Source organism: Nocardia brasiliensis ATCC 700358 (genome assembly GCF_000250675.2).
GTDB lineage: Bacteria > Actinomycetota > Actinomycetes > Mycobacteriales > Mycobacteriaceae > Nocardia > Nocardia brasiliensis_B.
In genome coordinates this window covers 898,630-925,591 of sequence record NC_018681.1, presented here as the reverse complement: position 1 = coordinate 925,591, position 26,962 = coordinate 898,630, and the positions used below count along the sequence as shown (strand labels likewise).

At 69.3% G+C, this 26,962-nt stretch carries 7 protein-coding genes and 1 pseudogene; 2 read left to right on the top strand and 6 right to left on the bottom strand.

Annotation, left to right across the window (positions count from 1 at the left end; all coding sequences use genetic code 11):
* Positions 1-63: 63 nt before the first annotated feature.
* The 4 genes and pseudogenes from O3I_RS04145 to O3I_RS04130 form a co-directional block, all read right to left on the bottom strand.
* Positions 64-12,255, bottom strand: a pseudogene (locus O3I_RS04145) (amino acid adenylation domain-containing protein); the annotation flags it as partial.
* A gap of 226 nt (positions 12,256-12,481) precedes the next feature.
* Entirely contained in the window at positions 12,482-19,750 is a 7,269-nt protein-coding gene (locus O3I_RS04140) for a non-ribosomal peptide synthetase (RefSeq protein ID WP_014981638.1), read from the bottom strand.
* Positions 19,751-20,071: 321 nt separating this feature from the next.
* Complete coding sequence (locus O3I_RS04135; RefSeq protein ID WP_014981637.1) at positions 20,072-21,058, bottom strand: LuxR C-terminal-related transcriptional regulator; 987 nt, start codon at positions 21,056-21,058, stop codon at positions 20,072-20,074.
* 159 nt (positions 21,059-21,217) lie between these two features.
* Complete coding sequence (locus O3I_RS04130; RefSeq protein ID WP_014981636.1) at positions 21,218-22,045, bottom strand: M23 family metallopeptidase; 828 nt, start codon at positions 22,043-22,045, stop codon at positions 21,218-21,220.
* A 253-nt stretch (positions 22,046-22,298) separates the two neighbouring features.
* On the opposite strand from O3I_RS04130, the gene O3I_RS04125 reads away from it, so the two are divergent.
* Positions 22,299-23,345, top strand: coding sequence for a nitronate monooxygenase (locus O3I_RS04125; protein WP_014981635.1), 1,047 nt, complete (start codon positions 22,299-22,301; stop codon positions 23,343-23,345).
* Positions 23,346-23,408: 63 nt separating this feature from the next.
* Complete coding sequence (locus tag O3I_RS04120) at positions 23,409-23,801, top strand: SCO5389 family protein (RefSeq protein ID WP_014981634.1); 393 nt, start codon at positions 23,409-23,411, stop codon at positions 23,799-23,801.
* A gap of 60 nt (positions 23,802-23,861) precedes the next feature.
* Here O3I_RS04120 and O3I_RS04115 read toward each other — a convergent pair whose 3' ends face one another.
* Positions 23,862-25,499: a long-chain fatty acid--CoA ligase gene (locus O3I_RS04115; protein WP_014981633.1), complete on the bottom strand. Its 1,638-nt coding sequence runs from the start codon at positions 25,497-25,499 to the stop codon at positions 23,862-23,864.
* A gap of 30 nt (positions 25,500-25,529) precedes the next feature.
* Complete coding sequence (locus O3I_RS04110) at positions 25,530-26,825, bottom strand: serine hydrolase domain-containing protein (protein WP_014981632.1); 1,296 nt, start codon at positions 26,823-26,825, stop codon at positions 25,530-25,532.
* Positions 26,826-26,962: the final 137 nt, after the last annotated feature.

Below are 26,962 nucleotides of genomic sequence, written 5' to 3'. Positions count from 1 at the left end.
GCGCCCGGAACGATTATTCCCTGCCGACGCGAGAATGGTGTCGCGCGCGTCGGCAGGGCCTCGTCAGGCCCGGCGACCGAGCAGAACAGCCAGCTGAGGACCTATCTCGGCCAGCGCTTCCGGCGAGGTCATGAGCGCGTGGGTCACGCCGATCGGCCGATCGACCACCTCTCCCGAGACAAATGCGGTCCAGTCACCCGCAGTGGCGCGAAGCACATCCGTGGGATCGGTGACCGCGGCACTGAAGTACTCGAGTGTGCCGTGGAACACGCCGGGCCGATGCTCGGCGATGAGTTCGGCCGAACGGACCGCGCTGCGGTAGATACTGCGCAACCGTTCCGGGGTGATGGCGACCAGCTCCGGCGGGATCATCGCGTGCAGCGCGGCCAGCGCCTGATCGCTCAGGTCGTAGACATCGCCCTGGGCCGCGACGAGGTCCGCGCCGAACCCGACTTCGGTGAGCGCGCCCCGCAGTGCCGTCCGGAAGCCGACGACGTCGGGATTCGGGTGGCTGTCCATCATGGCCAGCAGTTCGACCCGCTGGCCCGCGGCCTGCAGTTCGGTCGCGATGGCGTGCGCCAGCACGCCGCCGAGCGACCAGCCGAGCAGCCGGTACGGGCCCTCCGGCTGCACCGCCCTGATCTCGGCCACGTAGCGACGGGCCAGCGCCGTGATCGACTCCGGCAGCACGCCGTCCTCGGACAACGCCGGGGACTGCACGCCGTAGATCGGCTGCGCGGCGGGCAGGTATCGGGTGAACCCGACGTAGGTCCAGGCCAGCCCGTACATCGGGTGCAGACAGAACAGCGGCGTCTCGGTGCCGCCGGTGCGGATCGGCAGCAGCACGTTCAGCGCGGCGTTGGCGTCGATCTCCCCCGCCGCTCCCGCCTCGATCCGCGCGGCCAGCCCCGCCACCGTGGCGTCGGTGAAGAACCACTGCACGCTCACCGAGCCGCCAGTGGCTTCGCGCAGTCGGCCGACCGCCTGCGCGGCGAGCAACGAGTTGCCGCCGAGGGCGAAGAAATCGTCGTCGAGACCGACGGCCGGTGCGCCGAGCAGTTCGGCGAACACCTGCGCCACCGCCTGCTCCAGTGCCGACTCGGGCGCCCGGTACTCGGCGGCGCCGGTGAATTCCGGTGCGGGCAGCGCCTTTCGGTCCAGCTTGCCGTTCGGCGTCAGCGGCAGCGCGTCGAGCACGACGATCGCGTCCGGCACCATGTACCCGGTCAGGAACCGGGCCACCTCGGAACGCACGGTCACCGGATCAATTGCCCCTGGCTCGGCGCCGACCACATAGCCGATCAGTCGCTCCCCGTACGCGTCCGAGCGGACGAGCGTGACGGCTTGGCGCACGCCGTCGCAGCGCAGCAGCGCCGCCTCGATCTCGCCGAGTTCGATCCGGAAGCCGCGCAGCTGCACCTGCTGGTCGCTGCGCCCGGCGTACTCGAGCTGGGCCTTGTCGCCGCAGTCGCGCCACCGGCCGACGTCACCGGTCCGATACATCCGGGATCCCGGTGCGCCGAACGGATTCGCGACGAACCGGGTCGCGGTCAGGCCGGGCCTGCCGAGGTAACCGCGCGAGAGCTGCGCGCCGACGACATGGATCTCGCCGGGCACGTCCAACGGCGCCGGATGCAGCCGCGGATCGAGCACGTAGGCGTCCAGTCCGGGGATGGCCCGGCCGATCACGCTGGCCGCGTCGCGCACATCGCTCTGGCCGAGCGGCAGGAACGACACGTGCACCGTGGTCTCGGTGATGCCGTACATGTTCACCAAACGGGTTGTCGCACCGTGACGTTCGTACCAGCGCTGCAACTTGCGCAGATCCAGCGCCTCACCGCCGAAGACCACATAACGCAGCGCGAGTTCGGCGGGCTCGGCGGCCCGATCCGCCTCGGCCAATTGGTAGAAGGCCGACGGGGTCTGGTTCAGCACGGTCACCCGCTCGCGAATCAGCAACTCGCGGAACTGCTCCGGCGACCGGGAGGTCAGGTAGTCGACCACCACGACCGACCCGCCGTGCGCCAGCGCGCACCACAGCTCCCAGACCGAGAAGTCGAACGCGAACGAGTGGAACAGCGTCCACACGTCGTTCTCGTCGAACCGGAACAGCGGCTGCGTGTTCGCGAACAGTTCGACGACATTGCGGTGCGCGACACCGACGCCCTTCGGCACACCGGTCGAACCCGAGGTGTAGATCACGTATGCCAGGTTGTCCGGGTGCAGCGGCGCGAGCCGCTCCGCCTCGAGAATCGGTGCGTCGGCGAAAGCGGTTGTCTCGTCGAGCAATACCACCGGCAGTTCCCCGGTGGGCACCGCGTCCCGTTCGGCCCGCGTGGTCAGCACACAGACCGGCGCGGCATCGGCGAGCATGAACTCCAATCGCTGCGCCGGATAGGCGGCATCGATCGGCAGGTAGGCGGCACCGGTCGCGAGCACACCGAGCAGCGCCACCGGCAGTTCCTCGGTGCGCGACATGGCCACGGCCACCAGCGTTTCCGGGCCGGCGCCTTGCGCGATCAGCGCCCTGGCCACCTGGTTGGCCCGGGACTGCAACTCCCCGAACGTGAGCGCTCGAGCGCCGCAGCGGATCGCGACGGCGTCAGGGCGCCGCCACGCCTGCTCGGCGATGAGGTCTGGCAGCGTAGCGCCCGGAACCCAGGCACCGAGCGAATTCCACTCCGACAGTACGAGTTCGCGCTCGCCCGCCGCCAGCACGTCGATATCGCCGACCACCGCCGTCGCATCGGCGGCGACCGCGGCCAGGACACGCTGGAAACGATCCGCGAAATTCTGCACGGTCGACGCGTCGAACAGGTCGGTCGCATAGGTCAGGACCGCCGAGATACCTTGCCGCTCCGGCCGTTCCGCAACAGTGAGTTGGAGATCGAATTTGGCGGGGGTCACCTGCGGATCGATGCCCGCCACGGTGAGTCCGGGTAGCTCCAGCGTGGACTCGGCGAGGTTCTGGAACACCAGCATGACCTGGAACAGCGGATGCCGGGCCGCCGAGCGGACCGGATCGAGCAATTCGACCAACCGCTCGAAGGGCAGGTCGGCGTGGCCGAAGGCCGCGACATCGGTGTCGCGCACCGCGGCGAGCAACGCCGCGAAGGTCGTGCCCGGCGCGATCTCGCTGCGCAGCACCAGCGTGTTGACGAACATGCCGATCAGGTCGTCGAGTTCGGCTTCGCCGCGGCCCGCGACCGGCGTGCCGATCGCGATGTCCGTGCTGCCGGACAGTCGGGCCAGCAGCACCGCGAGTGCCGCGTGCACCACCATGAACAACGTCGAATTGTGCTGCTGGGCCACCTGGTCCAGCGCGGCGTGCAACTCGGCGTCGATCTCGAAATCGAGAGTTGCCCCGCGATAGGACGCGACGGCGGGCCGCGGCCGGTCGGTGGGCAGTGCCAGTTCGTCCGGCAACGCCGCCAGCACCCCGCGCCAGTACTCGGCCTGCTGCGTGATCACGCTCTTCGGATCGTCCTCGGCGCCGAGGACCTCGCGCTGCCAGATGCTGTAGTCCGCGTACTGGACCGGCAGCGGCGCCCAGGTGGGGGCCGCGCCGCCGGTGCGGGCGACGTAGGCCAGCATCAGGTCCCGGGTGAGCGGGCCCATCGACCAGCCGTCGGCGCTGATGTGGTGGGCCACGAAGACCAGCACGTAGTCGGCGTCGTCGATCTGGAACAGCCGGGCCCGGAACGGCACCTCGGTGGTGACGTCGAAACCCGTGGCGACCACGCGGTATACGGCGTCGGCAACCTCCGCCCCGCTGATCCGCGTCGGGGCGAGATCCACTGCGACGTCCGGTACCGCGGCGATGGACTGCACCGGGCCGAGTCCGGATTGCGGATAGGTGGTGCGCAGGATCTCGTGCCGGGCGACCAGATCGGTCACCGCCGCGCCCAGCGCGGCGACGTCGAGGTCACCGGCCAGCCGGATCGCGGCCGGGATGTTGTACACCGAGGATGCGGTGTCGAACTGGTTGAGGAACCACATGCGCTGCTGAGCCAGCGACAGCGGAATCTGTTCCGGCCGTGGGCCTGCCACCAGCGCCTTGCGGCCGCCGCTGCCCGCCTGCTGTGCGACCTTGGCCGCGAGTCCGGCGACGGTGGACGCCTCGAACAGGGTGCGCACCGGGACCCGGGCATCCAGTGCGGCGCCGAGCCGAGCCGCGACCTGGGTCGCCAGCAGCGAATTACCGCCGAGACCGAAGAAATCGTCATCCGCGCCGACCTGCTCGGCACCGAGCACCTCGGCGTACACCGTCGCCACGATCTCCTCGATCGGCGTCGACGGGGCACGGTAAGCCTGTGCCTCGAATTCGGGCTCCGGCAAGGCTTTCCGGTCGAGCTTGCCGTTCGCGTTGAGCGGTAAGGCATCGAGCAGAACGAACGCCGAAGGCACCATGTACGAGGGCAGTTCGGTGCCGAGCGCGGACGTCACCTGCGCCGCATCGACTTCGCCGTCCGCAGGCACCAAGTAGGCCACCAGTCGGTCACCAGTCGTCGGGTCGGACTTCGCGACGACTACAGCCTGCGTGATCTGCGGCAAAGCCAGCAGCGCGGCCTCGATCTCACCCAGTTCGATCCGGAAACCACGGATCTTCACCTGGAAATCGGTGCGGCCCCGGTACTCCAACTCGCCCGCGGCATTCCAGGCCGCCAGATCGCCGGTGCGATACATCCGCACGCCCGGCTCGAACGGGTTGGCCACGAACCGATCTGCGGTCAGATCCGGGCGACCGAAGTAACCGCGCGCCAACTGCGCACCGGCCAGGTACAACTCACCGGACACGCCTACCGGCACCGGCCGCAGCCGCGCGTCCAGCACGAACACGTGGCTGTTCCACGCCGGTCCGCCGACTGGCACCGAAGCCTGATCGTTACGACCGACCCGGTGACTGGTGATCGACACCGCCGCCTCGGTCGGGCCGTACAGGTTGAACAGCTCCACGCGCGGATAGTCGCGCAGGAATCGCTGTGCCAGCCCGCCGGGCAGCGCCTCACCAATCGCCAGCACCCGCCACAGCGAGGTCGGGAAGTCGTTGTTGGCCAAGGCATCCAGCATCGAGGGGACGACGTGCAGCGTGGTGACCCACTCCCGGGCCATCAACTCGTTCAGATACGCCGGATCCTGATGACCATCCGCAGCAGCGATCACCAAACGACCACCACACACCGCCGCCGACCAGAACTCCCACACCGAAAGATCGAACGTCGCCGCAGTCTTCAACAAAATCGCATCAGCAGCATCCAGACCGAACTCGGTCACCTTCCACTGCAACTGATTCGCAATCGCCCCATGCGAAACCGCAACACCCTTAGGACGACCCGTCGAACCCGACGTGAAAATCACATACGCCGTATTCTCCGCACGCAACGGCACGACCCGCTCCGCATCCGTGACCGGCGTGGCAGCGAAACCATCCAGCTCCAGCTCATCGATGCGCACCAAAGGCGCTACATCAGTAACGAACTCAGCCGCGGCATGGGTCAGCACACACACCGGAGCAGCGGTCTCGAGGATGTAGCCCGTGCGCTCCGCCGCGTGATCCGGATCCACCGGCACATACGCACCACCGGACTTCGCCACCGCATACATCGCCACGATCAGATCCACCGAGCGCCGCAACGCCAGCGCAACCCGCGACTCCGGACCCACACCGACCGAAATCAAATACCGCGCAAGACGATTCACCCGCGCATCCAGCTCACCATAAGTGACCTTCTCGCGCCCCCCGTCGGGCAGATCGGTCACCAGCGCGACAGCGCGCGGATCGGCGGCCACCGATGCGTCGAGCAGCGAAGCCAAGGTGGCCGACTCGTCGACCTGCTGTTCGGTGGCGTTCCACCGGGCCAGCACCTCGTCGCGCTCGGCCGCGTCGAGCAATTCGATATCGCCGACCGGCGTCGTCGCGTCCGCGACTACGGCGGCCAGGATTCGGGTGAGCCGCTCGGCGAAGCCCTGCACCGTGGCGGCGTCGAAAAGATCGGTGGCATAGGTGAAGAAGCCACCCATGCCCGCGGGCACGCCGGACTCGTCATAGCTGTCGCCGACGATCAGATGCAGATCGAACTGCGACACCGCGAGATCCGCGTCCAGCCCCTCGACGGCGAGACCGGGTAACTCCAGCGCGGTGCGCGCGATGTTCTGGAACGACAAACCCACCTGGAACAGCGGATGATGCGCCGTAGAGCGCGGCGGATTCAGCACCTCGACCAAACGCTCGAACGGAATATCCGCGTGCGCGAACGCCTGCAGATCGGATTCGCGCTGCCTGCCGAGCAATTCGACGAACGACTCGTCCGATTCGAAGCGGGTCCGGAACACCACGGTGTTGACGAACATGCCGATCAGATCGTCGAGTTCGCGCTCACCACGACCGGCCAGCGGCGTGCCGATGGCGACGTCCGAGGAGCCGGACAGACGGGCGAGCAGCACCGCGAGCGCCGTGTGTACGACCATGAACAGCGTCGCACCGTGCGCCCGGCCCAGCTCCAGCAATCCCGCATGAGTAGCCGCATCGACCCGCACATCCACCCGCGCGCCCGCCATGGACGCGATCGCCGGACGCGGCCGATCGGCAGGCAACTCCAGCCGATCCGGCAGACCCGCCAAGTGCGTACGCCAGAAATCGATCTGTTGCGCCGCAATAGATTCCGCATCGGACTCGTCACCCAGCACCGCACGCTGCCACAACGCGTAATCCGCGTACTGCACCGGCAACGGAGCCCAGCCGGGCGCCTCGCCCGCAGTCCGCGCCGCGTAGGCGACCATCACGTCACGCACCAGCGGACCCATCGAAGAGCCGTCCGCGGCGATGTGATGCACGACGACGGCGAAGACGTAGGTGTCGGCCGTGCCGTCGATCCGGTACAGCGCGACCCGCACCGGAACCTCGTCGGTCACGTCGAACGGACGCGCGGCCAGCGCGTAGACCGCGGTGGCCACCTCGGCCTCGGTCAGCACCTGCGGCGTGACGTCCAGCACGGCACTGCTCGGCGGCAGCACCACCTGGATCGGGCCCGCGTCGGTCGCCGGGTACACGGTGCGCAGCATCTCGTGCCGCGCCACCACATCGCCCAGCGCCGCACCCAGCGCCTCGACATCCAGCGCACCGGTCAACCGCAGCGCGAACGGCAGGTTGTAGGCGGCCGAACCGGCCGAACCGTCATCGGACTGATCGAACCGGTTGAGGAACCACATCCGCCGCTGCGCCAGCGACAGGGGCAGTTCCGCCGGACGCTCGATGCTGCCGAGCGCGACGCCGGGGCGACCGTGCACCTGCGAATCGACCACGGCGGCAAGGCCGGCCACGGTCGGCGCCTCGAACAGCGTGCGCACCGGCACCCGGCCGCCCACCGCGGCGCCGAGCCGCGCGACGACCTGGGTGGCGATCAGCGAATTGCCGCCGAGGGCGAAGAAATCGTCATCGGCGCCGACCCTGGTCAGGCCGAGTACCTCGCCGAACACGCCCGCCACGATCTCCTCGATCGCGGTCGAGGGCGCACGGAATTCCCGTGCGGTGAACATCGGCTCCGGCAGCGCCTTGCGGTCGAGCTTGCCGGACGGGTTCAGCGGGAACTCGTCCAGGACGACGACCGCGGCCGGAACCATATAGGCGGGCAGCGTTTCCGCGACAGCGGTGCGCAGTTCCTGCGGGTCGATCCGGGCGCCCGGCACGGGCACCGCATAGGCCACGAGCTGGTCGCCCAGCGTCGACTGGCTGACCAGCGCGACCGCCTGACTCACCGAAGGCTGTGCCAGCAAAGCGGTTTCGATCTCGCCCAGCTCGATCCGCTGACCCCGGAACTTGACCTGGAAGTCGGTGCGACCGAGGTAGTCGAGCACCATCTCGTCATCGGTCTCCGCGCCGGCGGCCTTGCGCCACAGCACCAGATCACCGGTGCGGTACATGCGCTGTCCCGGGCCGAACGGGTTGGCCACGAACCGATCCGCGGTCAGATCCGGCCGCCCGACGTAACCGCGCGCCAGCTGATCACCCGCGAGGTACAGCTCACCGGCCACGCCCTCGGGCACCGGACGCAAGCGGGCATCGAGCACGTAGACCCGAGTGTTCCACTGCGGCAAGCCGATCGGCACCGAACCGGTGTCCGAGCCGTCCGCGGGCCAGTAGGTCACCGACACCGCGGCCTCGGTCGGGCCGTAGAGGTTGTGCACGTCCGCGTCGGTGACCGCGAACACCGCGTCGACCGTCGCCGGCGGCAGCGCCTCGCCGATCACGAAGATCTGTGCCAGCGTCGGGCACGCGCCCTTCGCGGTGTGCGCCGCGAACATCGTCAGCATCGACGGCACGAAGTCGGTCACCGTCACCGACTGCGCGGCAATGGTTTCCGCGACGTAGGCCGGATCGCGATGGCCGTCCGGGGTCGCGACGACCAGCTTCGCGCCCACCCGCAGCGGCAGGAAGAAGCCCCACAGCGATACGTCGAACGTCGTCGCGGTCTTCTGGAAATAGACGTCGTCGCTGGTCAACGGGTACTCGGCGAGCATCCACACGAGCTGGTTGACGATCGCCGCGTGCGAGACGGCGACACCCTTGGGCCGCCCGGTGGAACCGGAGGTGAAGATGACGTACGCGGGATTCAGCGGCGAGACGGGGCGCAGCAGTTCCGCCGCGCCGACCGGACTGCCCGGGAAGGCCGTGAGGTCGGCAATATCGAGAGCCACGGTGGCCACGCCGTCCGGCAGCGCGGCCGCATCGGCGGAAGTCGTGACCACGCAGACGGGCTGGGCGGTGTCGAGGATGTGCGCGATCCGCTCGGCCGGATGATCCGGATCCAGCGGCACATACGCCCCGCCTGCCGTCACGATCGCGTACATGCCGACCACGAGGTCGACCGAACGCCGAATCGCCAAGCCGACCAGCGACTCCGCGCCCACACCCTGCGAGATCAGCAGGCGGGCGAGCCGATTGACCCGCTCGTCGAACTCCCGATACGTGAGCGTGGTGTCTTCGTCGGCCACCGCGACCGCGTCCGGGTGGGCGCCGACCGCGCGCCGGTAGCCGTCGAGCAGCAGCTCCGGCGCGAGTCGCTGCCGGGTCTCGTTCCACTCGAACAGAATTCGGTCACGCTCGACCAGCGACAGCAGTTCGGCGTCGCCGACCGGGCGGCCGGGGTCGGTCGTCACCGCGCGCAGCAGCCTGCGCAGCCGGGCCGCGAAGCGGGCGATGGTCGCCTCGTCGAACAGGTCGGTCGCGTAGGTGAACATGGCCGACAGACCCGCGTCCGCGCCCTCGTGCGGGGTCACCGTCAGTTGCAGATCGAATTTGGCTGCCGCGCCGTCCAGTTCGAGCGCCGACGCGGACAGCCCGGGTAGTTCCAACGCGGGCTTGTCCATGTTCTGGAAGAACAGCGCCACCTGGAACAGCGGATGATGCGCCTGCGAGCGCACCGGATCGAGCACCTCGACCAACCGCTCGAACGGCAGCTCGACATGGGAGAACGCCGCGAGGTCCACCGTTTTGGCGGCGGCGACCAGCTCGCGGAACGACGCGCCCGGATCGATCTCGGTGCGCAGCACGAGCATATTGACGAACATGCCGATCAGGTCGTCCAATTCGGCTTCGCCACGGCCCGCGACGGGGGTGCCGACGGCGATATCGGTGGTGCCGGACAGCCGGGCCAGCAGGGCCGCGAACGCCGCGTGCACCACCATGAACAGCGAGGCGCCGGTGTCCTGCGCGATCGCGTCCAATCCGGCGCGGATCCGGGCGTCCACCTCGAACACGTGCACGCCGCCCCGACCGGAGGCCAGCGCGGGACGCGGCCGGTCCGTGGGCAATTCGAGCCGGCCGGGCAGTCCGGCCAGTGCGCCGCGCCAGTAACGGATCTGCTCGGCCGCCACGGAGGCCGGATCGTTCTCGTCGCCGAGCATGGCGCGCTGCCACAGCGCGTAATCGGCGTATTGCACCGGCAGCGGGGGCAATTCGGGTGCGTTGCCCGCGCTGCGGGCGAAGTAGGCGAGGGTCAGGTCGCGCGCCATCGGCGCCATCGAGGTGCCGTCGGCCGCGATGTGGTGCGCCACCACGGCGAGCACGTAGTCGTCGGCGCCGACCTCGAACAGCGCCATGCGCAGCGGCACCTCGGCCGCGACGTCGAAACCGGCCACCGCGAATTCGGCCAGTCTGGCCGGCAGGTCGGCGGCCGCGACCTGGGTCACCGCCAGCTCCGGAGTCGCCTGCGCCGCAGGCAGAATCACCTGGTGGCCGGTGCCGTCCAGCGCGGGATAGACCGTGCGCAGGGTCTCGTGCCGCTCGACCAGATCGGCCACCGCCGCACGCAGCGCCGCCACGTCGAGCGCGCCGGTCAGCCGGATCGCGAACGGAATGTTGTTGGCCGCCGAGGCCGTATCGAACTGGTTCAGGAACCACATCCGCTGCTGCGCGAGCGACAGCGGAATATGTTCCGGCCGTGGCATTCGCGTGAGCGCGGCGCGCCCGCCCGCCCCGGCCAGCGGAGCGAGCCGCGCTGCCAGAGCGGCGACGGTCGGCGCCTCGAACACGGTCCTGGCCGGTACCCGGGCGCTGATCTGCGCACCGATGCGGGCCACGACCTTCGTCGCGATCAGGGAGTTGCCGCCCAGCTCGAAGAAGTCGTCGTCGGCGCCGACCGGGACATCGCTGTCCAGCAGCTCGCCGAAGATGTCGGCGACCAGCTGTTCCCATTGCCCGCTCGGCGCCCGGAACTCCTTGGTCTGCAACTGCGGTGCGGGCAGTGCGCGCCGGTCCAGCTTGCCGACCGGGGTCAGCGGGATCTCGTCGAGCATCGTGATCGCGGTCGGCACCATGTGCGCGGGCAGGCTGCGCTCGGCGAGCGCGACGAGTTCGGCGACCTCTACCGCGGCGCCCGGGGCGGCCAGCACGTAGGACGCGAGAATCGTCGACCCGTTCTCCAGCTGATGACCGACGGTGACCGCGAAATCGATGCTGTCGTGCGCGGCGAGCACGGCGTCGATCTCGCCCAGCTCGATCCGGAAGCCACGCACCTTCACCTGGAAGTCGTTGCGGCCCGCGTACTCCAGCCTGCCGTCGGCCACCCAGCGGACCAGATCGCCGGTGCGGTAGAGCCGAGCACCGTTGGGATCGAAGGGGTTTGCCACGAAGCGGGCCGCGCTGAGCCCGGGCCGCTGGTGGTAGCCACGCGCCACCTGCGCGCCCGCGATGTACAGCTCGCCGATGACGCCGTCCGGCACCGGCGAAAGCCGCTCGTCCAGCACGTATTCGGTGATCGCGCGGATCGGCCCGCCGATGGTGACCAGCTCGTCCGGCACCAGCGGCGCACTGATATTCGTCATGATCGTGGTCTCGGTGGGGCCGTACCCGTTGAAGAACTCCCGGGTCCGTCCGTTCGCCACCGGAATAACCCAGCGCCGCACCAACTCCGGCGGGCACGCCTCGCCACCCGCGACCACGACCCGCAATTCGTCCAACCCGGCAGGCTCGACCGACGCCAGCGCGGCAGGCGTGATGAACGCGTGCGTCACACCTGTTCGACGCAGCAGAGCGGCCAATTCTTCGCCGCCGAACACCGTCGGCGCCGCGATCACCATCGTCGCCGCGCCACCCACCGCGAGCAGCAACTCCAGCACCGACGCGTCGAACGAAGGCGACGCGAAATGCAGTGTCCGCGAAGCACTGACGACCTGGTATCGCTCGCGCTGTTCGTCGCAGAAACTCGACAGACCGGCCTGCGTGACGACCACGCCCTTCGGTCTGCCGGTGGAACCGGACGTATAGATGACGTACGCCGGATGTTCGGCATGGAGACGGCCGAGCCGATCCGCGTTGGTGATCGGCTCGGTGGAATAGCGCTCGAGCGAGCGCAGGCAGGACTCGTCATCGATGGCCAGCCACTCGACCTGGCCGGGCAGCTGCGCGGCGGCCGCGCGCGTGGTCAGGCCGAAGACCGCACCGGAATCCTTCACCATGTGGTCGATCCGGTCGGCCGGATAGTTCGGGTCCACCGGGACGAAACCGGCGCCCGACTTGGCCACCGCCCAGACGGCGGTCACCGACTCGATCGAGCGGGGGATGCCGATGGCGACCAGATCTTCCGGCCCGATCCCGCGGTCGATGAGCAGCCGGGCCAACCGGGTCGACCGCTCGTCCAGCTCCGCGTAGCTCAGTTGCGACAGTGTCGCCGTGGCGTCCGCGTAGGTCAGCGCGATGCCGTCGGGGTTCGCCTCCGCGGCGGTCGCCATCAGCTGGGGCAGCGTGATGACCCGCGGTCGTCGGGTTCTGGCGGGGCGGACACGAGTTGGGCGCGTCATGCTCGCACCAACAGGAGTGCCTCTTTTTCCTTGACGTCCCCCACTACGCGAACCATGAAACTCTGCTCATCCTGCCTGTCGAACATGTGAAACCACACCACCATCGGGTGTCGGCGTCGGACAACCCGATCTGAGTGACCATAGTCATGTTTTTTGGGGCTTGCACCCCATACCCGTCGGTCTGCTACCCGACATTCAGAAGATCGCCGAGAGTGGCCACGGTCACCTGCGACCATGCACCACCCGGAATCGGTCCGTCGGCGACCACCACGGCCCGCAGATCTTCCAGGGCCGCCGGGTCAAGGGTATCGAGGCCCGCGGAGTCGGTCAGCAGGTGGCTGACCCACTCGTCCGCGAGCGCCTCGGTCGGCTCGGCGCCGGCCGGGGTGAGCACGATCGCAGCCCCGGACGAACCGGCGGCCACCGCCTCGAGCACCGCGAGTTCGGCGGGCCCGCCGAGCCGGCAGGTCCGTGACTCGAAGGTCAGGTCGGTGCGGGTGCGCAACCGGTCCACCGCCGCGGCCAGCTCGTCGTAGCCGACGGTGCGCGCCCCGACGAAGGCCGGGTCCGAGCCACGCAGCACCCGGGTGCGGTGCGCGTAGGTCACCGGCCGCGGTGATTCGGCCGCGATCTGCGCGGCCACCGCGCGATCGCTCAGTACGAGCCAATCGATCTCGCCCGACTCGTGCACCCGGACGTCGGTGAGGCCCACCTTGACGACCAGCTGTGCCGGCATCGGGTCGTCGACCGAGGACACCGGAACAACTGCGGCCCCGGCCTTGAGCACGGCCCACGTCGCGACGACCGCGTCCACGCCCCGGTCGAGCCGGACCGCGACACCGTCGCCGGGGCCGCAGCCGCGAGCCGCCAGCACCCGGGCCAGGCGCGAGGACCGCGCGTCGAGTTCTTCGTAGGAGACCGCGTCCTCACCGGAGACCAGCGCGGGACCGTCCGGATCGTCCTCCACCACCGCGGTCAGCGCCTGGGTCAGCGCGGTGCCGGTGGTGGTGGGCGCGCCGTCGGCCCGGAACTCGGGCGAGGACTCCGCCGCCGTCCGCACCCGCTCACGCTCCTGCTCGTCCAGCAGGTCGATATCGCCGACGCGCACCTGCGGGTCGGCGACCACCACGGTCAGGATCCGTTCCAGCCTGCGGCACAGCGCCTGCACCGTCGACTCGTCGAAAAGGTCTGTGGCATAGGTGATCGCGGTGATCAGCTCGTCCGGCGAGCCGTCCGGGCGGTGCCGCGGATCGACGTTCACCTGCAGGTCGAACTTCGCCGCGATCTCGCCGCTGTCCAACCCGGCGATGGTCAGGCCCGGCAGCTCCAGCGTCGGCTGCTCGTTGTTCTGGAACGACAGCACGACGCCGAACAGCGGGTTGTACACGGTCGCGTGGCCGGGCAGGACCACCTCGACGATGCGCTCGAACGGGATATCGGCGTTGGCGAACGCCGCCAGGTCGGTCTCGCGGGCCCGATCCACCAATTCGGCGAAGGTCGAGCGTGATTCGACCGCGGTGCGCAACGTGAGCGTGTTGACGAACATGCCGACCAACTCGTCCAGCGCCCGCTCGCCACGGCCCGCGATCGGCGTGCCGATGGCGATATCGGTGCTGTTCGACTGGCGGGCGAGCAGCACCGCCAGCGCGGCGTGCACCACCATGAACAACGTCGAATTGTGTTCGCGCGCAATCCGGACCAGCGCGGCGTGCACGTCGGGCGAGACCGCGAAACCGGTCGAGGCGCCGCGCATCGAGGGCACGGCGGGACGCGGCCGGTCCAGCGGCAGGGTCAGCTCACCGGTCAACCCGTCGAGCTGCCTGCGCCAGTAGGTCAACTGCTGCGCCGCAATGGATTCCGGATCATCGTCGGTGCCGACGACGGCACGCTGCCACAGCGCGAAGTCCGCGTACTGCACCTCCAGCGGCGACCAGCGCGGTGAATTGCCGCCGACCCTGGCGAGATAGGCGGTCACCATGTCCCGGGCCAGCGGCGCGATCGAGGCGCCGTCGGCCGAGATGTGATGCACGACGAGCGCGAGCAGATGCTCGTCCGGCCCGACCGCGAGCAGCAGCGCGCGCACCGGAACCTGCTGGGTCACATCGAATCCGGCGGACAGCAGCGCGGTGATCCGGGCGATCGGATCGGTGGTCTCGACAACCTCGAGCCCACCGGGCAACGCCTCGCCGACCGAGACGATCTGCTGGTAGGCCACCCCCGACGGGTCCGCGGGGTAACGGGTGCGCAGGGCCTCGTGCCGCTCCAGCACATCCGCGACGGCGTTGCGCAGCGCGGGCACGTCGAGCACGCCGCTGAGCCGGATCGCCATCGGAATGTTGTACGCGGGCGAGTCCGGATCGAACTGGTTGAGCACCCACATCCGTTGCTGGGCAAGCGAAAGCGGCACGCGTTCGCCGCGCTGCACCCGGGCCAGCGGCGGGCGGGCGCCCGCGGCCTTGGCGGCGCCGGGCACCACCCGCGCGGCCAGCGCGGCCACGGTGGGCGACTCGAACAGTTCCCGCACAACGAGATTCGCGTCGAGCGCCTCGTTGATCCGGGCGACCACCCTGGTGGCGAGCAACGAGTTGCCGCCGAGCCCGAAGAAGTCGTCGTCCAGGCCGATCTCCTGCGCGCCGAGCAGACCGCCGAACACCTCGGCGACCGCCTGCTCGACCGGCGAACTCGGCGCGCGGAACGCGGCGGTGCTCGCGAATTCCGGTGCGGGCAAAGCCGTCCGGTCCAGCTTGCCGTTGGGGGTCAACGGCAGCGCGTCGAGCACGACCAGCGCGTCCGGAACCATGTAACCGGTCAGGAATTCGCCTACCTGGCCGCGCAATTCGAGCGGGTCGAGCTGCGCGCCGGTGTCGGGCACGACGTAGCCGATGAGCCGATCGCCCGCGTGCTCGTCCGCGCGCACCAGCACCACCGCCTGGCTCACGCCGGGGCAACGCAGCAACGCCGACTCGATCTCGCCGAGCTCGATGCGGAAGCCGCGCAACTGCACCTGCTGGTCGCCGCGGCCCGCGTACTCGAGCGTCGCCTGGCCGCCGAAGCCGACCCAGCGGCCGATATCGCCGGTGCGGTACATCCGGGATCCCGGCGTACCGAACGGGTTCGCGACGAACCTGCTCGCGGCGAGCCCGGGACGACCGAGGTAACCGCGGGACAGCTGCGCGCCCGCGACATAGATCTCGCCCGCGACGCCCACCGGCGCCGGGTGCGTCCGATCGTCGAGCACGTACGCGTCCAGGCCGGGCAGCGCGCGGCCGATGACGCTGGCCGCGTTGTCGGCCATCTGCTCGTCCAGCGACAGGAACGACACGTGCACCGTCGTCTCGGTGATGCCGTACATGTTGACCAGCCACGGCGCGTCCACCGCGTGCCGCTCGTACCAGCGCTGCAACTGGCGCAGGTCCAGCGCCTCACCGCCGAACACCACGTAGCGCAGCGCGAACTTCGCCTGGTCGCCCGGCTGCGCGGCGCGGTCGGCCTCGGCGAGCTGGTAGAACGCCGACGGAGTCTGGTTGAGCACGGTGACCTGCTCGCGAATCAGCAACTCGCGGAACAGTTCCGGCGACCGGGAGGTCAGGTAGTCGACCACGACCACGGTGCCGCCGTTGGCCAGCGCACACCACAGCTCCCAGACCGAGAAGTCGAAGGCGAACGAATGGAACAGCGTCCAGACGTCGGTCTCGTCGAACTCGAACATCATCTGCGTGTTCGCGAACAGCTGCACCACATTGCGGTGCGCGACACCGACGCCCTTGGGCACACCCGTCGAACCCGAGGTGTAGATGACGTAGGCCAGGTTGTCCGGCCGCAGCGGCGCGAGCCGCTCGCCGTCGCGCACCGGCGCGTCGGCGAAGTCGCCGGTCTCCTCCAGCAGGATGACCGGGATATCGCCCGCGGGAATGGATTCCAGCTCGCTCGCGGTGGTCAGGATGCACGCCGGAGCGGCGTCGCCGAGCATGAATTCCAGGCGCTGCGTGGGATAGGTCGTATCGATCGGCAGGTAACCCGCGCCGGCGACGAGCACGCCGAGCAGCGCGACCGGCAGCTCCTCGGTACGTGGAATGGCAACGGCCACCAGAGATTCCGGACCCGCGCCGCGCGCGATCAGGGCCCGCGCGACCCGGTTGGCCCGGCGCTGCAATTCACCGAAGGTCAGCGTGGTGTCGCCGAAGCGGATGGCGCCCGCGTCCGCACGCCGGCGGGCCTGCGCACCGATGAGATCGACCAGCGTCACCTCGGGCACCGCGACGCCGGGGCTGTTCCATTCGTGCAGCACCAGTTCGCGCTCGCCCGGGGCGAGCACATCGATATCGCCGACGGTCACCGTGGCGTCGCTCGCGACCGCGGCCAGGATCCGGCCGAAGCGGTCGGCGAAGTCCTGCACGGTCGCCTCGTCGAACAGGTCGGTGGCGTAGGTGAAGGCCGCGGACATGCCCTCCGGCGCACCGTGCCGGTCGATTCGCTCGACCAGTGCGAGCTGCAGATCGAACTTGGCGAGCGGCATCGCGAGCTCGACCGCCGAGACCGAAAGGCCGGGCAACTCCAGCTCGGTGCGCGCCAGGTTCTGGAAGGTCAGCATCACCTGGAACAGCGGATGCCGGGCCGCCGAACGCGCCGGATCCAGCAGCTCCACCAGCCGCTCGAACGGCACGTCGGCGTGCCCGAACGCCTCGACGTCGATCCGGCGCACCTCGCGCAACAGCTCGTCGAAGGTCGCGCCGGAATCGATATCCGTCCGCAGCACAAGGGTATTGACGAACATGCCGATCAGGTCGTCGAGCGCGGCCTCGCCGCGGCCGGCCACCGGCGTGCCGACGGCGATGTCCCTGGTGCCGGACAGGCGCGACAGCAGCACCGCCAATGCCGCGTGCACCACCATGAACAGCGTCGAATTATGGCTGTGCGCAAGGCGGCTCAGCGCGGCGTGCACCGTACCGTCGATCTCGAAGGCGAGCGTGGCGCCGTGGTTCGACGCCACCGCGGGACGCGGCCGGTCCGCGGGCAGCTCCAACTGCTCGGGCAGCGCGGCCAATTCGGTCCGCCAGTAGGCGATCTGCTTGGCCAGCACCGATTCCGGATCGTCCTCGGCGCCGAGGATCTCGCGCTGCCAGAGCGCGTAGTCGGCGTATTGCACCTCGAGCGCGGGCCATTGCGGCGCGCCGCCGCGAATCCGGTCCAGGTAGGCGGCCATCAGGTCGCGCGTCAGCGGCGCCATCGAGAAGCCGTCGCCCGCGATGTGGTGCACCACGCAGATCAGCACGTGCTCGGTCTCGCCGAGGACGAGCACCCGCACCCGCACCGGTGGTGCGGCGGTCACGTCGAAGCCCGCGGTCACCGCGGCGGCGACCAGTTCCGGCAGACGGTCCTCGGTGGCCTGCTCGACCACGAATTCCGGGACGGCCTGCGGGTCGCCGGCCGGCAGCACCTGCTGGTAGCCCTCGCCGTCGACATCCGGGTACCGCGTGCGCAGCACCTCGTGCCGTTCCGCGAGGTCACGCACGGCCGCGCGCAACGCGTCGAGATCGAGCCGGCCCGAAAGTCGTACGGCGGCCGGAATATTGTTGACCGCGCTGGCCGGATCGAACCGGTTCAGGAACCACATCCGCTGCTGCGCATAGGACAGTGGCACCCGCGCCGGGCGCGGGCGGGCGTGCAGCGCCTGCCCGGCGGCCGAACCCGCGTGCCGCTCCACCCGTTCGGCGAGCGCGGCCACGGTGGTCGCTTCGAACAGCAGCTGCACCGGCACCCGCACGTTCAGCGCCGACCCGATCCGGGCGGCGGCCTGGGCGGCGAGCAGCGAATTGCCACCGAGTTCGAAGAAGTCGTCGTCCGCGCCCACCCGGCCGTCGTCGCCGGCCATGAGCAAGGCGGCGAACACGTCGGCGACGATCTCCTCGACCGGCGTGGACGGCGCGCGAAAAGCCTTGGCGGCGAACACGGGTGCGGGCAGCGCCGCACGGTCCAGCTTGCCGACCGGGGTCAGCGGGATCTCGTCGAGCACCATGATGGCGGCCGGAATCATGTACGCGGCCAGGGATTCTCCGAGGAATTCGGCGAGTTGCCCGGTGTCCACGGTGGTTCCGGCCCGCGGCAGCACGTAGGACACCAGCGCGGTCGCGCCGGAGGGCAGCGTCTTGCCGAGCGTCGCCGCGTAGTCGATGTCCGGGTGCGCGGTGAGCGCGTTGTCGATCTCGCCCAATTCGATTCGGAAGCCACGGATCTTGACCTGGAAGTCGGAGCGGCCCAGGTACTCGATGGCCCCGCCGTCCTCGCCGCGGCGCACCAGGTCGCCGGTGCGGTAGAGCCGCACGCCGGGGTTACCCGTATCGGCGCCGAACGGGCTGGCCACGAAGCGTTCCGCGGTGAGACCCGGGCGGCCGAGGTAGCCCTGGGCCAGCGCGGGCCCGGACAGGTACAGCTCGCCGACCACCCCGGCCGGCACCGGCCGCAGCCGCGAATCCAGTACGAACGCACCGACTCCCGGGATCGCGGTGCCGATGGTGATGAGCTCGTCCGGGGCCAGCTGCGGGGTGCTCGTGGCCAGGATCGTGGCCTCGGTGGGGCCGTAGCCGTTGTAGAACTCGCGCTCGCCCGCCCAGCGGTTGAGCAGTTCCGGGCCGAACTTGTCGCCGGCCACCACCACAACCCGCAGGTCGTCCAGATCGGTCGGCTCGACCGACTCCAGCGCGCCCGGTGTGATCAGCATGTGCGTGACCCGTTCGCGCCGAAGCAGATCCGCGAGTTCGTAGCCGCCGAACACCGAGGGCGGCGCGATCACCAGCGTCGCACCCGCGGAGAACGCGAGCAGCAGCTCCAGCACCGAGACGTCGAAGTTCGGCGAGCACACGTGCAGCACCCGCGAGTCGGCGGTGACGTCGTAGTGTTCGCGCTCGGCGGCCACCAGACCGGCCAGACCGCTGTGGGTGACCACGACGCCCTTGGGCCGTCCGGTCGAACCGGAGGTGTAGATGACGTAGGCCGGGTGCCGCTCGTCCAGCGGGCGCACCCGGTCGGTGTAGGAGATCGGGTGCTCGGGGCGGGCCGCGATGCGCGCGGACTGCACCGGGTCGTCCAGCTCGATCCAATAGACGCCGGTGCCCAGCACCGGGCGATGCGCCGAGGTGGTGAGCCCCACCTTGGCTCCGGAGTCGGACAGGATGTGGTTGATCCGGTCGGTCGGGTAGGCGGGATCCACCGGGACGAACGCCGCGCCCGTCTTCGCGATCGCCCACACGGCGACGACCGATTGCAGGCTGCGGGCGATGCCGATGGCGACCACATCGCCGGGTCCGACGCCGCGCTCGATCAGTTCCCTGGCCAACCGGGACGACTGGGCGTCGAGCTGGCCGTAGGTGAGCTGACGGTCGTCGTCGGGCAGGCCCGACGGATTGAACCGGATGGCGACCTCGGCGGCCGCGGATTCGACGGCGGCGGTCAGCAACTGCCCGAACAGCGGGCTGCCCGACCTGCGGCGACGGCTACCACGAGCGGAACGACGGGCAGTTTCCATTCGAGTGCATTCACCTCTCGCGTCGAGCTAGGACCCGGCCCTGCCCATAACAAGGGCGTATCGTCCGGGGCCAGCGCGGTACCGAGCAATCATATAAGGGACTGATCGGTGTCCACGCGTGCTGTCTTGGATTGATACGGCCCGCCTGGCAGCGGTCCGCGCGCCCCTGGAAGCGCTGTCTTGCCAGATGCCAGGAGTTATATCGGTATCCGACCGGTCTTGTTGCAGGAGTACCCGGATCGGTGAACTAGTTCACAGCCAACCCCGCCGGGTCGCCTGCACCCCGGCCTGGAATCGGGTACTCGCGCCGAGCCGCTCCAGCAGTCGCGCGGTCCGGCGGACCACAGTACGCCGCGACATGCCGAGCCTGCGGGCGATGGTGTCGTCGGTCGCACCGAGACCCATCAGGGTCAGGATCGCGCGGTCGCGTTCGTCGAGGGCCTCCGCCGTCGGGTTCACCGATATCGGGGCGGCCAGGGACCACAACACATCGAACGTTTTGATCAGCAGGTCCAGCGCGGGTGAGCCGGTGATCCGCAAGCCCATGGGGTCCGGGCGACGTTCGTCGACGTGCAGCACCAGGCTAGCGCGTTCGTCGTCACTGATGATGAGTTTGAACGGCGGCTCGGGCAACGTCCGCGCCTGTGCCCCACTGGCATTGGTGGACAGCGCGTGCCGCAGCCGCTCCGGATCCTGATAGATGGTGTCCTGGTAGAGCGTTTGGTAGCGGATGCCTTCGCCGAGCCGACTGCGCTTGAGCTGGAACAACTGTCGCTCACGGTCGAGATCGCTGAGATAGGGCCCGCGCTCGACGACCTTGACGCAGGTGCGCGCGCTGGTCTGCATCTCCTCGAAATCGGCCAGCATTTCCAGCCGTTCGAACACCGGCACCACCGCGCCGTTGCTGCGCGGCGAGCGCCGCACCGAACGGAACGTCTCGCTGAGCCGCGCTGCGGCCGTGTGCATCTGGTTGATCTGCTGCTGCCTGCGCCGAGCTTCGGCCTCCGACAACGATTCCGGGGCGTGGGCGTCCCAGACCACCGGTTCGCCATCGGCCGCTGGCACCCGCACGGCGGCGCGCAGCTCGCACAGCACGTCCAGCGAGGCCGCGGCGGAGTCCTCCGAAACGCCCAGATACTGCGCGATATCGGCGAGGTTCGACCGCGGATGATGCACCAGCACGGCGTAGGTGCGGCCGTGCGGCGATCCCGGCTCGAAGATGTCGCCCAAATCACTCACGGCCGCACCTCGCGCACACTCGGCGCCGCCGTGACCGGACGTGCTGCACTCCACGCTCCCTCGCTCACGAATCGAGCCTAATGACCGATTGGGTCTCGTGGGGAACCCTGCCCGGCAATGGCCGGCGGGAGCGCTGGAATATCAAGCCGGACAGTGGAATCAGTGGGCCGAAGGTCCCCACTGCAGCGGCACGCCCTTGGCCGCGAGATACGGCATCGGGTCGATCTTGCTGCCGCCCCGGTCCCAGATCTCCAGGTGCAGATGCGGTCCGGTGGACTGGCCGCGATTGCCGACGGTGGCGATCACGTCACCGGCATTGACCCGCTGGCCCTCCTGCACGAGCATCTCGTTCACGTGGCCGTACACCGCGGTGGTGCCGTCGTCCTGCAGCACGCGCACCCACAGACCGAAACCGGACGCGGGGCCCGCCTCGATCACGGTGCCGTTGCTGACCGAGTGGATCGGTGCGCCGAGATTGTCGGCGAAATCGAGACCGTAGTGGAATTCGCCCCAGCGGCTACCGAATCCGGAGCTGATCGCGCCGGCGACCGGCCGGACCGCGACCTGCGGGGCGGGCGCGACCTGCTGCTGCACACCCTTGAGGATCTGCTCGGCCTGGGCCAGCGGACCGGCCACCTCCGGCGGCAGATTCTGCAGGCCGAACGGAGCGGCGGCGATGGGCGCGGCGACCTGACTGGCGACCGGCACCTCGGGAGCGGGCGCCTCGGGCGCCGGAGCGGCGGCCTTGGCCTGTGCGATCGGCAGGATGCCGGTGCCCTTCACCACGATGGGGGCGTCTGCCTCGTCACCGTCGTGCGCGCCGGGGAGCAGCGGGCTGGCGACCGCGGGGGCGACCTGGCTCACGGTGCCGATCAGGGCGCCCGCGGCGACCGCGACACCGGCGGCGACCTTCACGCGATCGGCCGCGGTCGACTCGGCGCGATGCCGCGTCGGCCGACCCGAAATATCATCGCCGATGAGGCTCATGACGGTAATGGAACTGGGGCCTACCCGGTGGTGCGACACAGCTGCGTCCTTGCGTCCGAAGAACAGTGGTTCAGCGGAGCCGGGCCGGTCGCGGGGGCCGCCGGTTCGGTAACGATCCGGTGAAGCTTGCGATGTAACGGTTTGGCATCCGTTGTGACGGGAACTCTACCCCGGCGTGACCATTCCGCAACCTTCTGCGCAAAAGACGCAGGTAAACAACGGGTCGGACGTCCAGTAAGCAACACTGGAAGCCGTGATCATCGATGACTTGACCATCCCGATCGTGCTCGCTCCGATGGCCGGCGGCCCCTCGACGCCCGAGCTGACCGCCGCCGTCACCCGGGCCGGCGGCTTCGGCTTCCTGGCCGCCGGTTATCTCAGCGCGGCCGATACCGCCGCCCGGATCGCCGCGACCCGCTCCGCTACCGACGCCCCCTTCGGCGTGAATCTCTTCGTGCCGGGCCCCGCGACCCCCGCCGCCGAGTTCGCCGACTATCTCACCGAGCTCGCCCGCGACAACGAGGTCGGGACCGCCAAGTACGACACCGACGACTGGGACGCCAAACTCGACCTGCTCGTCGCCGACCCGGTCGCCGCCGTCTCCTGCACCTTCGGCTGCCCCACCGCCGCGGAGATCGCCCGGCTGCACGACGCGGGCTCGGAGGTCTGGGTGACCGTGACCTCGCCCGCGGAGGCCGCGATCGCCGTCGAGCGCGGCGCGGACGTGCTCGTCGCGCAGGGCGCGGAGGCGGGCGGGCATCGAGCCACCTTCGTCGACCGGGTCGCCGACGACGCCACCGATCCGCTCGGCCTGATCGCGCTGCTGCAATTGCTGCGCGCGGCGACCGACCGCCCGATCGTGGCCACCGGCGGCCTGAGCACCGGGGCGGGCATCGCCGCAGCACTCGCCGCGGGCGCGGCCGCCGCGCAGCTGGGCACGGTGTTCCTGCGCTGCCCGGAGGCGGGCACCAATCCGGTGCACCGCGCCGCGCTGACGGCGTCGACGCCGACCATGCTCACCCGCGCCTTCACCGGCCGCCGGGCACGTGGCCTGCGCAACGAGTTCATGGCAGAGCACACCGCGACCGCGCCGGTGGCCTACCCGGAGATCCATTACGCCACGGCGCCTTTGCGCGCGGCGGCGCGGTCGGCGGGCAACCCGGACAAGGTGAACCTGTGGGCGGGGCAGACCCATACCCTGGCCCCCGAGCTACCGGCCGGCGAACTGGTCCGCACCCTGGCCGCCGAGACGAAAACCGCACTGAATGCAGCACTTTCGCGGCGAATCCAGGATTGTTGACAACGACTTTCGATTAGAATCGAGACGCATCGCATCAGCCATCCACCCTCGGAGGAGAGCGCTATGTCCCTCGATGTCCCCACCGCACTGCTCGAACGCGCCGAACGCGGCGAAGTCGACGACGCCGATTTCGTCGAATGTGTCCGCAACTCGCTGCCCTACGCCTGGGAAGTCGTCAGCCGGGTCGCCGGTGAACTGCACTCCGGCACAGCCGAATACGCCGACAACGTGGTGCCGCCACCGGACGAGGTGGCCCGGGGCCAGCTGCTGCGCGCCATGGCCTCCGACGCGATCCGCGGCGGGCTGGAACGGCACTTCGGGGTGAAGCTGGCCTTCCAGAACTGCCACCGGGTGGCGGCTTTCCCGATCGCCGCGGTCGGCGGCGAGACCTACAGCACGTTCATCGGCACCAGGGCCCAGCTGCTCAATCAGAGCCCGGAACTGCGTAACTGCTGATCCGTCCGCACAACAGCCCGGCGCGGCAGGCGATTTCGCCGCACCGGGCTGCTGCGGCGTTCAGGACAGGGTGGTGACCGTCAGGTCGCCGTCGGCGTACTGTGCGCGCAGGCGCTTCTTGTCGAACTTACCGACGCTGGTCTTGGGCACCTCGGCGATGAACGTCCACCGTTCCGGCAGTTGCCATTTCGCGAACTTGCCGGACAGGAAGTCGCGCAGTTCGTCGGGCTTGGCCTCCGCACCCTCGGCCAGCACGATCGCGACCAGGGGCCGCTCGTCCCACTTCTCGTCCGGCACGCCGATCACCGCTGCCTCGGCGACGGCGGGATGACCCATCACGGCGTTCTCCAGATCGACCGACGAAATCCATTCGCCGCCCGACTTGATCACATCCTTGGACCGGTCGACCAGGGTGAGATAGCCGTCCGGGCCGATCCGGCCGACGTCGCCGGTGCGCAGCCAGCCGTCGTCGAACTTGTCCGGGTCGACCACCGCGCCGTCCGGTGCGTAGTACGAGCCGGTGATCCACGGCCCGCGAACCTCCAACTCGCCCAGCGCCACTCCGTCGTTGGGCAGCACCGTGCCGTCGTCACCGACCAGCCTGGCCTGCACACTGGCCGGGAACCGGCCCTGGGTGTAGCGGTACTCCCATGCCTCGTCACCGGTCGCGCCGGTCGGCGGGTGCGCCACGCTGCCGAGCGGTGAGGTCTCGGTCATGCCCCAGGCGTGCAGGATCTTCACGCCGTGCTTCTCCTCGAACGCGCGCATCATCGACGGCGGCACGGCCGAGCCGCCGACCACGGCGGTCCGCAGATGCGTGATGTCCTGCGGGTGCGCGGCGAGGCCGGCCAGCACGCCGCCCCAGATCGTCGGCACCGCGGCGGCGAAGGTCGGGCGCTGGTCGGCCATCATCTCCAGCAGCGGACCCGGCTGCAGGAAGCGGTCGGGCATCAGCACATTCGCACCCGACATCAGCGCCGCGTAGGGGATGCCCCAGGCGTTGGCGTGGAACAGCGGCACGATGGCCAGCACCGTGTCGTTGCCGGAGAAGCCCATGCCGCTGGGCGAGCACACCTGCATGGCGTGCAGCCAGTTGGAACGATGGGAGTAGACCACGCCTTTCGGGTCGCCGGTGGTGCCCGAGGTGTAACACATCGCGGCGGCGGAGCGTTCGTCGATCACCGGGAAGTCGTAGGTATCCGGTTGTCCGGCAAGAAGTTCGGTGTAGGAGTGCACCTGCACGCCGTCGGGGGCGGCCAGCGTCGACGCGTCGCCGTTCACCACGATGACGTGGCGCACCGTCTTCAGGTTCGGCAGATACTGGGCGAACATCGGCACCAGGGTGCCGTCGACGAGCACCACCTGGTCCTCGGCGTGATTGGCCACGAAGACGAGCTGATCGGGGAACAACCGGATATTCAGCGCGTGCAGCACAGCACCCATCGCGGGCGCCGCGATGTAGGCGACCATGTGCTCGTTGTTGTTCCACATGAAGGTGCCGACTCGATCGCCGACGCCGATGCCCAGCCCGCGCAAGGCGTTCGCCAGCCGCGCCGCTTCCGCGCCGAGTTCGCGATAGGTCATGGTGCGCACGCCCGTACCGGTCCAGGTGGACACGGTCGAATCGCCGACAAACGTCGATGCGTAGCGCAGCAACGTCGCCAGCGACAAAGGCTCGTCCTGCATAGTGCTCAACATCGGAACTCCTTTTTCTTCAGTGACTTCCACTCAGAAAGCCAAGTCTGTTGCGGGCACCTTCGGAGTCTCCGATGTGATGCCGTAGAGCAGCCCGACCCAGCGCACCAGTTCCGGGTACAGAATCGGTTTGCCGCTGGTGAGCACGGCACACGAGAGCGCGCGTTCCGGGTCGGCCCAGGCGGCGTTGTTGGTGAAACCGAGATGCCCGAAGGCGCGCCGGGTGTCGGGGCCGTACAGGCTCACCACCCGGCCGCCGAGCATCGGGCCGTACCCGAAGCCGAAGTTCATCCCGAGCGAGAGATCGGGTTCGATTCGCGACTGCGGAACCAGCGCCGCCGCAATCGTTTCCGGCCGCAGCACGCGAACGCCGTCGAGTTCGCCGCCGCGCCGGAAGATCTCGTAGAAGCGCGAGAGCTCGTTGGCGGTGCTGACGATATTCGCCGAGGGCGCGACGATACCGAGATAGGCGGGGTCGTTCCCGATCTCGACCGCCTCGGCGAAGGGCATGCCCAGCAACCGTTCCAGCGCCGACGACAACGGTGGCAGCGGCGTCAAGCCGGTCCGGTAGTTCTTCGCGAGCAGCGGGAAATCCGCCGCTGATACACCGTAATTGGTCCAGCGGAAGGACAACGGGCGCAAGATCTCCGTCGCCAGCACGGTGCGGATATCGGTGCCGGTGACGCGGTGCACCACCTCGCCGAGAATGAAGCCGCCGGACAGTGCGTGATAGGACTGGAACCGGCCGGGCGGCATGGTAGGCCGGACCGCGCACAGATTCCGTACCAGCAGTTCACGATCCGCGACAGCCGCGGCGGTCAGCGCATCACGGGGCAGGTTCGCCACCCCGGAACGATGCGCGAGTACCTGCCCGACGGTGATGGATTCCTTACCGTGGCAGCCGTATTCGGGAATGTAGGCGCAGACCGGGGCGTGCAGGTCGATCAGGCCGCGTTCCACGAGCAGATGCACGACGAACGCGGTGACCCCCTTGGAGGCCGAGTAGGTGACGAACGGGGTGCTGGGTGTCGCGAGCACCTTAGGTGCTTCCGGTGCGTCCTCGGGTCCGTTGCCGTGCGCATGACCGAGCGCCCGATCGAAAACGACCTCACCGTGCCGGCGCACACAGACCTGAATGGCGGGATGCACGCCGCTGCGGTAGACCACCTGCATCCGCCGCCAGATGCGCTCCGCGTAATCGGGAGGCAGCCCGAGATCACCCGGATCCGCCTCCGCGCCGATGGTGGCGACCGACTCCGGCTCGTCCGGAATCCGGCTCCGATGGAGCAGGTCAGGCAGCTTCGGGAGGTTCCGGACGCGCGTCAGCATGGTTCACCTAATTCCGACCATGAGCCGCATCACATCGCGAATGCTACCCAACGGTAAACATCCGAGGGCAGTGCTCATCGGGAATGTACTCGGGAGACCAATCGGACAGCACCCGCCTTCAGTTTCGGCAGGTCAGC

What these genes read in the sequence shown, in the direction of transcription:
- O3I_RS04130 (WP_014981636.1), bottom strand. Translation starts at nt 22,045, where the DNA reads ATGAGCCTCATCGGCGATGATATTTCGGGTCGGCCGACGCGGCATCGC.
- O3I_RS04120 (WP_014981634.1), top strand. Translation starts at nt 23,409, where the DNA reads ATGTCCCTCGATGTCCCCACCGCACTGCTCGAACGCGCCGAACGCGGC.
- O3I_RS04115 (WP_014981633.1), bottom strand. Translation starts at nt 25,499, where the DNA reads ATGTTGAGCACTATGCAGGACGAGCCTTTGTCGCTGGCGACGTTGCTG.
- O3I_RS04110 (WP_014981632.1), bottom strand. Translation starts at nt 26,825, where the DNA reads ATGCTGACGCGCGTCCGGAACCTCCCGAAGCTGCCTGACCTGCTCCAT.